Origin of the sequence: Flavobacterium sp. (assembly GCF_044341185.1) — a bacterium.
Classification (GTDB): domain Bacteria; phylum Bacteroidota; class Bacteroidia; order Flavobacteriales; family Flavobacteriaceae; genus Flavobacterium.
The window spans coordinates 21677-33556 of record NZ_JBIISE010000029.1; the positions used below are offsets into that span (position 1 = coordinate 21677).

Consider the following 11880-nt stretch of genomic DNA (forward strand, 5'->3'; position numbering starts at 1 on the left):
TAAGTTGAACTACAAATATACACTAAACAAAATTATAATATGATTATTGCCTTTACACGTTAATAATTTGAACTAATTGTTGTAGTTTTTCATAATCCAATTGCATATTCCCATCAGATGTTGGCATATATCTTGCTTTTTCGCAGTTTTGTAACAGTCCTATAAAATCATTAGTGTTTTCTTGGGAAATGTGGTTTTCCTGAAATTTTTGAATAATATTTTCTTTATTTAAATCTGCTTTTTCTAAACCAAATTTATACTGTAAAAGCGCATTTATTTTGAGTTCCATTTCCTGATAAAACACTTCTTTATTTGTTATAAATTGCTCCATATCGTTTACAGAAAAATCCTTTTTTATAGATTTTATTTCTGTTTTTACCTCTTCATCCGTTTCCGATTTGTTTCTTTTTAATGTAAAAAACAATAAAGTCAATCCTGCTAAAGCAATAAGTCCAATAAAATGCATAACCGAAAATTCAACCCCTGATGTTGGTTCTGTTTTTTGAGATTTTTCAGCTAATTTATATTTTGAATTCGAAGTAACTTTCGCTTGGTTTTCCCCTAGAAGGACTTCTAAATCTATAGCTTCAGATGAAATGGTTTTATATGTTTTTGATGTTATATCGAAAAAAGAAAAATATTGTGATTTTAATTTAAAATTCCCTTTTTCTTGAGGGATTATGGTATAACTATCTACGATTTTACCTGAAATTCCGTTTATATTTTCGTTTACAAATTCTTGATGTTTTGGTTCGTAAATTTCAAAATTAGATGGTAAATTAGGTTTAGGGATTTCAAATAATTTTAAATTTCCTTTTCCTGAAACAATTAAATCTAATTGTAATGATTCGCCTGATTTTAATTCATTTTTAGTAACATTTGCTTTAAATTCAAAAGTCCCAACAGCACCTGTAAAATTATCTGGTTTGCCTTTTTCAGGTAAAGAACTTACTTGAAGATATTTTGTATTTGAAACAATTTCTCTTCTGGCTACATCAAATTCTGGATCGCCAAAAAAATCAAAATCTCCTGTTGGATAACTGATATTTAAATCTAATGTAATAGGTGTTATTTCTAATTTCCCAATTTTTTGTGGATACAATATGGCTTTTTTGAAAATTTTGGATTTATATACTCTATTATTTACAACCTTTCGCTCCCATCCGCCTTGCACATCTTCCGTTTGACTCCAAAAGTTATTGAATTTTGTAACCATATTTTTGTTTAGCTCAATCTCTAAATTGGGTGCCAAATAAATACGATAATTTACCTCAACTGGTTCATTTACAAACGCGTTGGTTTTACTAACTTCTACATCAATAAATAATAAATTGTTTGCGCCAGCAATAGATTTATTTACTACAGCGGATTTTGATACATTAGTTGAATTTTGATTTCTCTGTATGGCATCAGCAGCTTTTTCATTTGAAACAGAAATAGCTACAGATTTTGATGCATATGTTTTTCCATTAAATTTAATAGTTGCTGGAGAAATAACTAATTTTCCAGCTTTAGCAGCCTGAATTACATAAGTATACACTTGTTGTATGGCGTAATCTCCATTTATGTATTCTTCATTAGAAGAAACGTACGAACCACCTTTATTAAACCCATTAAAATTAGGCGGTGTAAAGTTTGAGCCTTCTTCATTAAAAAAATAAGAAACCTGAATCACTTCACCAATTTTAAGGTTCGTTTTTTCTGCTTTTACTTCTAATTTAACCTGAGAAAAGGAAAGAAAAGAGAAAAGCAATAAGGTAAGTAGTATTTTTATTTTATTATTCATTTTACCAATCTTTTTCTGTGCTTGTTGTGTTTGTTTTAGCTTTGTTGGCATTTACTTTTTCTTGTACTTTTTTTTCTTCATTGCTAATTGCTTTTAGCACGTTATCCATTCGCTGTTTGTTTGCGCTTGGTTTTTTTGGTGTTTTTTTATCTTTATTTTTTGACTTGTCTTTGTCGTTTTTCTTTTTATCTTCTTTATCCTTTTTGTTCTTTTTAGGATTTGGTTTTGGCGGATATTTTTTTAATAATTTTTTTGCTAATGCTAAATTGTATCTGGTTTTTTCATCTTTAGCGTTCGCTTTTAAAGCATTTTTGTATGATGCAACTGCTGATTTGTAATTTTTATCTTGCATATATGCATTTCCTAAATTATGATACGCTTTGTGTTTTTGTGCAGAAGAGTTTGCTATTAAAGCGGCATTTTTATAATTGCTTATCGCTTCGGCATACTTTTTATTTTTATAAATGGTGTTTCCTAAATTATATTCTGCTGGTTGTTTTTTCTTTTTTTCTTTGGCTTTAATTAGTCGTAATTGTTTTTCCTTTTGTTGAAAATTCACTGTTTTATTTTCCTGTGAAAATGCAGTTGCAGATACAAAAAATAAAAGAAATACCAAGTTAATTTGTTTGTTTTGAAACCAATTTTTGATATGAAAACCTTTAAACTTCTGATTTGTTATAAAAAATTCTAATAGTAACAATAAGAATGCTATGCCTAAAAACCACTGAAATTGCGATTGTTTCTGTGCCAATTGTTGGGCTTTAAATTCTTGTTGTTTTACCGATGCTAATGCCGATTTTATAGTAGTTACCACTTTTGATATCTGTGTATCATTACAATACGTTCCATTGGTTTCCGAAGCAATTTTTTGTAATACTTCTTCGTTAAGTTTCGTAGTTACAACTTGACCGTTTTTATCTTTTTTAACTTGTTGAAAACCCAATTCATCAACAAATTCAATTGTGCCGCCATTTGAAGTTCCTATACCAACTGTAATTATTTTTACGTTTTTTTCTTTTGTTATTTTGGTTACTTCGAAAGAAGTATTTTCGTGATCTTCACCATCTGAAAGCAAAATAATAGCTTTTCCCGAAGTTGGATTGTCAAAGAAATCCACACTGGTTTGAATAGCACTTTCAATTGCTGTTCCTTGAGAAGAAATTATATCTGTATTCATACTTTGTGTAAACATTTTTGCCAATTCATAATCCGTTGTCATAGGCAACACAGGATAAGCGCTTCCCGCATAAGCTACAATTCCTATTCTGTCACTACCAGTTGAATTGATAATTTGTGTTATTATCTGCTTAGATTTTTCCAAACGATTGGGCTGAATATCTGTACACAACATACTTTTTGAAACATCAATGGCAAACACAATTTCTACTCCTTTTGCAGGAACTGCTTCAACTTTTGAACCCAATTTCGGATTCACTAATGCTAAAACAATAAAAAAAACAGCCATTATTTGTAGCATAAATTTTACTCTTGATTTATTTATAGAAGCACCCATTAAAAGCTTCTCCATTGCTTGGTGCTCTCCAAATTCTGCTTGTTTTTCGGTTTGCCATTTTACATAGCTATTTTGTGCTACAATTCCAATTGGAATAAGCAACAACAAAATAAAATAATATGGCGATTCAAATTCAAACATTATATAAAACTTTTAAATAGTGTGCGACTTAGTATCATTTCTAAAATTAAAACGAATAATCCAATTAGTAACCAACTACGAAATTGTTCGTCAAATAGCATCAAGCGATTTTCTGTAATTTTAGACTTTTCTAAACCGTCTATTTCATCATAAATTGCTTCTAATTTATTGTTATCAGTAGCTCTAAAATACTTCCCTTTGGTTATTGCTGCGATTTCTTGTAGAATTTTCTCATCAATTTCAACCTTTTGTGGTTGAAAAACAATATTCCCATTACTGTCTTTTGCTACAGGAAAATTAGCCATTCCGTTTGTTCCTACTCCAACAGTATATACTTTTATTCCATAATCTTTAGCAATTTCTGCTGCCGAAATGGGATCTAAACTTCCCACATTATTTACACCATCGGTTAATAAAATGATGATTTTCGATTTTGCTTTGCTGTTTTTAATTCGGTTTATGGCGGTTCCTAAACCAATTCCAATAGCGGTTCCGTCTTGTAAAACCAAACCGTTATATTGTACTTCTCTTAAAGCACTTAGCAACATTGTTTTATCTGAAGTTACTGGTGTTTTGGTGTAACTTTCACCTGCATACACCACTAATCCAATTCTGTCATTTGTTCGTTTTTGTATAAATGATTCGGCTACTTTTTTTATGGCTTCCAATCGGTTTGGCTTAAAATCAGTTGCCAGCATACTTCCCGATACATCGGTAGCAATCACAATATCAATTCCGTTTTTACTATCTGTATAACTTGATTTTTGGGTGTTTCTTGGTCGTGCTAAAGCAATAATTACAAATCCTAACGCCATAATTTTTAACAAAAATAAAAAGGGGCGGCATTTCATTAGCCAAGATTTTGGTATGGAAAACCCTTCTGTTGTGCTTATTTTTATGGCTGGATGTTGTTGTTTGATTGTTTTATAATGCCAAAACACGGCTATTGGAATAACCAATAACAACCATAAAAAATGAGGATGCATCAAGGCGCTATTCATCTTCTTGATTTATTTGTTCGAGACTATTTGTAATACGATCTATAAAATCTTTAGCTAATTTATCCTTAGCATCATGAGTAATTCTGACTGTTTGCAAGCCGTAACTATCAGTAATAAAAACCGTGAAAAATCGCATTTTTTTAGTTTCATTCACTTCATTTATTTCAAAAGTTCCTTCTAAAACATCGCCAGATAAATCCTTTACATTTTTAAATTTCTTTGCTGTGGTTTGAATTTTCTTAGCTTGTTGTTGCATTAATTGACTTAATTCGTCATTAAAAAGCTGTTTTAAATTTACTTTTACAGAATCTTTATACGAGATAGTTTTTACTGAGATTGCTAATTTATCCTTTGGATTTTGCCAAGAAAATTGAGCGATATTTTTAATGTTTGGATTTTTAGATGTCACCAAATCACGAACTAAAACTTCTGGCGTTTCTACTTGCAAAATAGGAAATCCGTATTCTGATACGATCCATTCTTTTTTTAGATAATAATCGGCATCTTTTCCGTTAATTTTTGCAGAAAAATAATGGGTAACATTTTCCCATCCAAAAAAAGTAACAACAGAAACTAATGACACTAAAAACGCTACAATAAATGCCGTTTGTCTGATGTTTTTATATTTATTTTGTTGTTCTATTTCTACTAATTTGGCTAACGCAACTTGTTGTTCTTCGGCAGAAATGGGTAAGGTTTTGTGAAAAACATTAATCAGGTTTTCTGCAGCAACTTTGTCTGCATTCTGTTCAGGTAAATCAATTAAAATCTTTGCAAACTTTACTAAATCTGCCTTAGTAAAAAGGGTTTCAATTTGAGAAATAGACGTTTCTGAAATTTGAAATTTCTTATTTTTAACCGCTTTTTTAAGTTTAAAAATAAACTGTTCTGTAGTACTTTCTAACGCAGAAAATTCTAAGGTTTTTTCAAAATACGATTTTATTATCTGGGTTAAATTAGAATAATACTCTTTAGAATTGGTATTGGTATTTACTTCTGAAAAAGCTAAAATAGCTTTATTATATGGAGAAATATAGGCTTCTGATTTTGTTTTTTTACGCTGTTTTATTCGCAAAATTATATACAAAATACCTGCTAAGAAAAAAGCAAAAAATACTCCTAAAATTAGTTGATAATCGGAAAGTTCTTGTTGCTTTTCTTCTGGTTGTATAGAAAGTAATTCGTCTTCTTTAATCTCATACAATTTTTGCTTTGTAGTATCTACTTCCACATCAATTACCAAAATTTCTATACTCTTAGATTTGGTTTTTTTAGTGTTTATTACTACCTCCAGTGCAGGAATTTTATATGTGCCCGCATCAAATTGCGTAAGATTGTATTTTTTTATCCACTCGGTTTGGTTGCCCATTTTGTTTTTTTCTGGTGGAAAAGATTGCACCACTTCCAATTTGCCTATCGAATCTAAATCTGGGAAAAATACGACCTCTTTTTCGTTTACTTTTGTTTTTAATGTAAGCTGAATTTGTTCGCCAATTTTTATTTCCTTTTTAGATACAGTTGTTCCTATTGTTTGAGAAAACCCTACAATTGCTGAAAATATGAAAAGAAAAATGAATTTAATTCGCATTATGCTCTACTTTTAAAATAGGTTACTAATTTTGTTACGTAACTTTCATTTGTTTCTGTTTCTACTAATCCTGCGGCGCATTTACGAAAAATATTTTGGCAAATTTCAACCTTGTTTTTGTAGTTTTTCTCGTATTCCAAACGGGTAGTTTCGGTTTGAGTATCTAGCCAAATTAGTTGTTCGGTTTCTGCGTCTTCCATTTGAATAATTCCAACATTTGGAAGTGATTTTTCACGTGAATCAAAAATTCTAATTCCTGTTACATCGTGTTTTTTAGAAGCAATTTGCAAAGGTTTTTGGAAATCGGAAGTCATAAAATCGGAAATTAAAAACACAATCGCTCGTTTTTTTATTACGCTTGACAAAAACTCTAATGCAAATGCCACGTTTGTAGTTTTGTTTTTCGGTTGCCATTCGACTAATTCACGGATAATTCTTAAAACGTGTGATTTTCCTTTTTTGGGCGGAATATATAATTCTATTTCGTTTGTAAATAAAACTAACCCTATTTTATCGTTATTTTGAGTGGCTGAAAAAGCTAACGTTGCAGCAATTTCGGTTACCATATCTTTTTTATTTTGAGCGGAAGTTCCAAAATTTTGAGATGCTGAGCAGTCGATAACTAACATCATGGTTAATTCACGTTCCTCTTCAAATATTTTTACAAATGCATCATTATTTCTTGCGGAAACATTCCAATCTATGGCTCTGAAATCATCTCCATATTGGTATTGGCGCACTTCAGAAAAAGTCATTCCTCGTCCTTTAAAAGACGTGTGATAGTGTCCCGAAAAAATATGATCGCTCAATCTTCGGGTTTTAATTTCAATTTTTTTGACTTTTTTAAGTAACTCTTTCGTCTCCATTTTCGTGTTTAGTATTTCGTAAAAACGCTTTACTAATTACTTTCCTATGCACTTATTAAGGTACTTGTACCTGATTTAAAACTTTATTTATGATGTCTTCTGAAGTGATGTTTTCGGCTTCGGCTTCATAGGTAATACCAATTCTGTGGCGTAATACATCGTGCACTACGGCTCTAACATCTTCAGGAATTACATAGCCTCTTCGTTTGATAAAAGCATAACATTTTGCCGCTAAAGCCAAATTAATACTTCCTCGTGGCGAAGCACCAAAACTAATCAGCGGTTTTAAACTTTCTAATCTATATTTTTCTGGATAACGCGTGGCAAAAACAATATCTAAAATATATTTCTCAATTTTCTCATCCATATACACTTCCTTTACAGTTTGTTGTGCTTTGATGATTTGTGCAATACTTACCACAGGATTTATAGTAGCCGTATTTTCCATTAAACTATTACGAATAATAAGTTGTTCTTCTTCCATTTTCGGATAATCGACAATGGTTTTAAGCATAAATCGGTCTACTTGTGCTTCAGGTAATGGATACGTTCCTTCTTGTTCTACTGGGTTTTGTGTGGCTAAAACTAAAAAAGGAGTGTCTAATTTATATGTAGTTTCACCAATTGTAACTTGCTTTTCTTGCATAGCTTCCAATAAAGCAGATTGGACTTTAGCAGGCGCTCTATTAATTTCATCTGCCAGCACAAAATTGGCAAAAATGGGACCTTTTTTAACAGAAAATTCATTTTCTTTGAAATTGTACACCATAGTTCCAACCACGTCTGCAGGAAGCAAATCTGGTGTAAATTGAATACGATGAAAACTACCATGAACGGCTTTAGAAAGTGTGTTTATTACTAATGTTTTGGCTAATCCCGGCATTCCTTCTAACAAAATGTGTCCTTGACCTAACAAGCCAATTAACAAGCGTTCTATCATTGATTTTTGTCCGACAATTATTTTACCTAATTCTGAAGTTAGCAAATCAATAAAAGCACTTTCGTTTTCAATTTTTTCATTAAGTGCACTAATGTCTATTCTTGTATTATTTTCTTGCATTTTATTTTGAATTATTTTCTGTAAATTTTTAAAAAATACTTTAACAACGCAAGATGCTATATAAAAATTATATAAGTTGTTAATTGTCCGTTAAATTATATTGTTATTGGTTTTTTTTTAGAAAAAATTAAGAATAATTCGCCGTTTAAGCCGATTTAATTTTTTATGTAGAAACCATTTGGAACAGTAACATTAAAATCAACTTCCTGAAAAGTAACTAATTTTTTTTCTTTGTATAAATCGGTTCTATCAATTTCTTTACCGGATTTAAATATAATTACTTTAGTTACTTCCTGAATAATTCCGTTAATATTTAAATTAAAGTTACTATTGTTTTCAAAGGGATGAAAAAAGAGATACCTAGATAAATAAAAGTAATTTTCTTTTGCTTTTAATACTTTAATTTCAAATTTTGAAAGTAGTTTTTTCTTCCTCTTGTTCTTATAACTATTGATAGATCCATAAATATAAGTGTCATCTTCTGAAATAACTTCATACTCAAGATAATTTTCAAAATTAACAACTGTATCTCTCATACTGTATTCGTAATTAAATTCAAGTCGAATTTCGTTGTTATTTTGTTTTATAGAATTAACAATAAAACGATGTGACAATTTGTTTTTGAAATCATCTAAATAAGCATATGTGCCAAAAACATCATTTCCTATTTTTAAAACATAGTCTCCATCTATAGAATTACAAAAAAGTGTTTCTTGAATTTCTGATTTGGATTGATAAACAACCATTTTATCAAATTTAAACTCTTGACAATAGACAGTAATCCAAAAAAACAATAAAAAAATAAATTTATTCATATTTACAAGGATGTTTTAATTGGCAAGCAACATATTATATAACAAAAAAGCAGTTTATTATTTTGTGAAATTAAAATAATAAACTGCTTATTAATAATTATTTAAATTAATACCAGTCTGAATGGTATTTATTTTCTCCTAAATAATAAATTAAACCCACTGAAAAATTATAATAACTTCCATTTTCTGGAGATTTGTCTTTATTTAAAAGTATTCCGTCAAATCCATAATTCTGATCCATTGTGAAATTATGAGTAAAATCTGCTGTTAAAGCCAATTTATTTGAGATGTTATACATAGGTGTAATTCCAATTCCTAATACATAAACCTTTTCGCTATCATTTTTACCAATTAGGTGACCGTAAGCTAAACCTGCATCTACGTGGGTGTTTATTCCTACTTTATCTCTTGTTAAGTAGGTTAAACCTAATTGTTTACCCACATTATAAATTCCAGATAAGGCAATTGCGCTATAGGTAATTCCAACTTTCCCCCCAGGGTCATTCACAAAATGGTCTAATTTATAAGCTACTTTTGCACCAAATTTTTCATTAAACATATATCGTATTCCTACATTATAATGATTCATACCAGAAAAGTTAGATTTAAACTTTTTTTGATAAGGTCCTATAGCACCGGTATATCCATAATCAACTTCTAATGACAAATTGTTTAGATTAAACTGTGCAAAAAGCGATGAAGACATCACTAAAAAAAAGAAGATTTGAAGTTTGTTTATTGCTTTCATGTTTGTTTTAATAATTCCGTGCGAATATAAAAAAATGTATTTATTTATTGAGATTGTTTTAATAATATTTAAATATTTTGAGAAAAAATAAGTTTAACAATTGGAATATATTTAAAAGTACAATTGAGAAAAACCTCAAGGCTTTAATATTATAAGATAAAAAAGTTATATTTTTTTCGTGTTAATTATTTTAGTAACCAGCTTGAAGATTGTATTTTTTCTCCCAATCCGTCTAATAAAATTATTCCTAATTCTTCACAAATAGGCGCTTCTGGTATAGAGTCATTATTTTGATCACCACCATTAGCAAATGCCAATTGATAATTGTTATGTAATTGTTTATGTATATATTGTATAGTCGAACAAACTGTTCGGTCTTCATCTATAGAGAGAAATACTTGGTCAACGCTTTTTATATTAGTAATAATAAACACACGTTCATCTTCATTTTGAAATTCTTTACTGCCTTTTAAAGCCCGTTGTTTGTCGTTATTTACAATTACAATAAGATAATCTCCTAACGCTTTTGCGTTATTAAAATACTCGATATGACCTTTATGTATTGGGTTAAAGTATCCGCTTACAATTATTGCTTTTTTCATTTTTTTTATTGTTTCTTTGTGTTTTTTATCAAAAACTACGTTTTTTTCATTTTTTAATCTACAATCTCCAATAATTTTTAAATTCATTAGGATTTTTTGTTCCTTTAATATCAAAAAGAGTAACATCATTTATTGAAATTTGTTCGAATGATAATTTTGTCATATTTTGAAATTCCTTATGGCCTACAGCTAAAATGATGGCGTCATATTTGATATTTGGTAATGGATTTGAAGTAATGGATTTTATTGATTTTGAGCTAATTGCTTCAAACGCATTGCTTACTTCTATTGGATTAGCATGCGGATCTACTACAGTTACTTGAATGCCAAAGTCTTGTAATTCTTTTATTAATGCAAATACTTTAGAATTACGAATGTCTGATACGTCTTCCTTAAATGTTATTCCCATTACTAAAACACTAGATTTTCCGGGATTTTTGTCTTGTTCTATTAAGGTTTGTGCTACTCTTTTGGCAATAAATGTCGGAATAAAATCATTTACACGTCGACCTGCTGCAATAACTTGAGGATCGATACCAATTTTTTTAGCTTTATGAATTAAATAAAAAGGATCGACACTAATGCAGTGACCACCTACTAAGCCAGGTTGATACTTATGAAAATTCCATTTGGTTCCTGCTGCTTCTATAACAGCTTGGGTATCAATTCCCATTTTATCAAAAATAATAGCCAATTCATTCATAAGAGAAATGTTGATGTCGCGCTGTGTATTTTCAATCACTTTTGCGGCTTCTGCTACTTTAATATTAGGTGCCTGATACAAACCTGCTTCTATAATGGAACCATACACTTTGGAAATATTAGCCAAAGATTCTTCATTATTACCTGATACAATTTTTAAAATATTAGTTACAGTTCTAATTTTATCCCCCGGGACAATTCGTTCTGGGCTGTAGCCAAAATGAAAATCTGTTCCTGCTTTTAATCCACTGTGTTTTTCTAAAATAGGCACGCAATCTTCTTCTGTACAACCAGGATATACAGTTGATTCGTATACTACTGTATCGCCCTTTTTTAATATCTTCCCAATACTTTTTGAAGCTCTGAATAACGGGGTTAAATTAGGTACTTTGTTCTTATCAATGTCTGTTGGCACACCTATAATATGGAAATTAGCTTCTCTAGCTTGTTCAATATCTGTAGTAAAGGTAATATCCCTATTAGCAAAAGCATCGGCACTTAACTCATTAGATGGATCAATCCCTTGTTTCATCAGCGCAATACGCGTTTCGTTGATGTCAAAACCTATCACCTTATATTTCTTAGCAAATTCTAACGCTAAAGGCAATCCTACATAGCCGAGTCCTGTAACTGATATAATGGGCATTTTTTTATTTACGATTTATTGCTGATTATTAATAACTATTATTTTATTTTTAAATTTATTGCGTTTTTGGTTAAGGTAGCAAAGTAGTTTGTTTTTGATTTTTTACTTTTAAAAAATTGAGAACGCTCCTTCTTTTATTGCATTATTTTCGATTGAATCAAATACTTTTGTATACTCTCAAATGAATTGATTACTAAAGTTCACCTGATTTAGTTAAAATAACACCAAAATTTTATTTTCATCCCTTTAAGTTATATAAAATTTGTAAAAAAACGAAAATAAAAAGTGCGTTATATTTAATTGGTATTTCTGAATACACCTCTTATTACTCACAAGCAAAATACCGATTATAATTTAGATTGTTTAAGACTTTACTAATGGGGTTTATGTTTCTAAATTTACAATTTCCAAT

Annotated in this window: 10 protein-coding genes; all 10 read right to left on the reverse strand. The window is 29.9% G+C overall.

Annotation, left to right across the window (positions count from 1 at the left end; all coding sequences use genetic code 11):
• Positions 1–52 precede the first annotated feature (52 nt).
• Complete coding sequence (locus ACIQZ1_RS07430) at positions 53–1837, reverse strand: BatD family protein (RefSeq protein WP_396160348.1); 1785 nt, start codon at positions 1835–1837, stop codon at positions 53–55.
• Positions 1788–3440: a VWA domain-containing protein gene (locus ACIQZ1_RS07435; protein ID WP_396160349.1), complete on the reverse strand. Its 1653-nt coding sequence runs from the start codon at positions 3438–3440 to the stop codon at positions 1788–1790. Before ACIQZ1_RS07435 ends, ACIQZ1_RS07430 begins: the two co-directional genes overlap by 50 nt.
• The gene (locus tag ACIQZ1_RS07440; RefSeq protein ID WP_396160350.1) at positions 3440–4441 is read right to left on the reverse strand and encodes a VWA domain-containing protein; all 1002 of its coding nucleotides are present in this window, start codon (positions 4439–4441) and stop codon (positions 3440–3442) included. Before ACIQZ1_RS07440 ends, ACIQZ1_RS07435 begins: the two co-directional genes overlap by 1 nt.
• Positions 4434–6029 (reverse strand): BatD family protein, encoded by a 1596-nt coding sequence (locus ACIQZ1_RS07445; RefSeq protein WP_396160351.1) that lies wholly within the window; start codon positions 6027–6029, stop codon positions 4434–4436. The genes ACIQZ1_RS07440 and ACIQZ1_RS07445 overlap by 8 nt, the downstream gene beginning before the upstream one ends.
• Positions 6029–6895, reverse strand: a complete 867-nt coding sequence (locus ACIQZ1_RS07450) for a DUF58 domain-containing protein (RefSeq protein WP_396160352.1) — start codon at positions 6893–6895, stop codon at positions 6029–6031. The genes ACIQZ1_RS07445 and ACIQZ1_RS07450 overlap by 1 nt, the downstream gene beginning before the upstream one ends.
• A gap of 55 nt (positions 6896–6950) precedes the next feature.
• Positions 6951–7955: an AAA family ATPase gene (locus ACIQZ1_RS07455; protein ID WP_396160353.1), complete on the reverse strand. Its 1005-nt coding sequence runs from the start codon at positions 7953–7955 to the stop codon at positions 6951–6953.
• A gap of 155 nt (positions 7956–8110) precedes the next feature.
• Positions 8111–8770, reverse strand: coding sequence for a hypothetical protein (locus ACIQZ1_RS07460; RefSeq protein ID WP_396160354.1), 660 nt, complete (start codon positions 8768–8770; stop codon positions 8111–8113).
• Positions 8771–8876: 106 nt separating this feature from the next.
• Complete coding sequence (locus ACIQZ1_RS07465; protein WP_396160355.1) at positions 8877–9518, reverse strand: hypothetical protein; 642 nt, start codon at positions 9516–9518, stop codon at positions 8877–8879.
• 185 nt (positions 9519–9703) lie between these two features.
• Positions 9704–10120 carry an adenylyltransferase/cytidyltransferase family protein gene (locus ACIQZ1_RS07470; protein ID WP_396160356.1) on the reverse strand — a complete coding sequence of 139 codons (417 nt, stop codon included), beginning with the start codon at positions 10118–10120 and terminating at the stop codon, positions 9704–9706.
• 58 nt (positions 10121–10178) lie between these two features.
• The gene (locus tag ACIQZ1_RS07475; RefSeq protein ID WP_396160357.1) at positions 10179–11468 is read right to left on the reverse strand and encodes a nucleotide sugar dehydrogenase; all 1290 of its coding nucleotides are present in this window, start codon (positions 11466–11468) and stop codon (positions 10179–10181) included.
• Positions 11469–11880 lie beyond the last annotated feature (412 nt).

Coding starts and splice junctions, on each gene's coding strand:
- ACIQZ1_RS07440 (WP_396160350.1), bottom strand. CDS start 4,441: ATGAATAGCGCCTTGATGCATCCTCATTTTTTATGGTTGTTATTGGTT.
- ACIQZ1_RS07445 (WP_396160351.1), bottom strand. CDS start 6,029: ATGCGAATTAAATTCATTTTTCTTTTCATATTTTCAGCAATTGTAGGG.
- ACIQZ1_RS07450 (WP_396160352.1), bottom strand. CDS start 6,895: ATGGAGACGAAAGAGTTACTTAAAAAAGTCAAAAAAATTGAAATTAAA.
- ACIQZ1_RS07475 (WP_396160357.1), bottom strand. CDS start 11,468: ATGCCCATTATATCAGTTACAGGACTCGGCTATGTAGGATTGCCTTTA.
- ACIQZ1_RS07455 (WP_396160353.1), bottom strand. CDS start 7,955: ATGCAAGAAAATAATACAAGAATAGACATTAGTGCACTTAATGAAAAA.
- ACIQZ1_RS07460 (WP_396160354.1), bottom strand. CDS start 8,770: ATGAATAAATTTATTTTTTTATTGTTTTTTTGGATTACTGTCTATTGT.
- ACIQZ1_RS07430 (WP_396160348.1), bottom strand. CDS start 1,837: ATGCCAACAAAGCTAAAACAAACACAACAAGCACAGAAAAAGATTGGT.
- ACIQZ1_RS07465 (WP_396160355.1), bottom strand. CDS start 9,518: ATGAAAGCAATAAACAAACTTCAAATCTTCTTTTTTTTAGTGATGTCT.
- ACIQZ1_RS07470 (WP_396160356.1), bottom strand. CDS start 10,120: ATGAAAAAAGCAATAATTGTAAGCGGATACTTTAACCCAATACATAAA.
- ACIQZ1_RS07435 (WP_396160349.1), bottom strand. CDS start 3,440: ATGTTTGAATTTGAATCGCCATATTATTTTATTTTGTTGTTGCTTATT.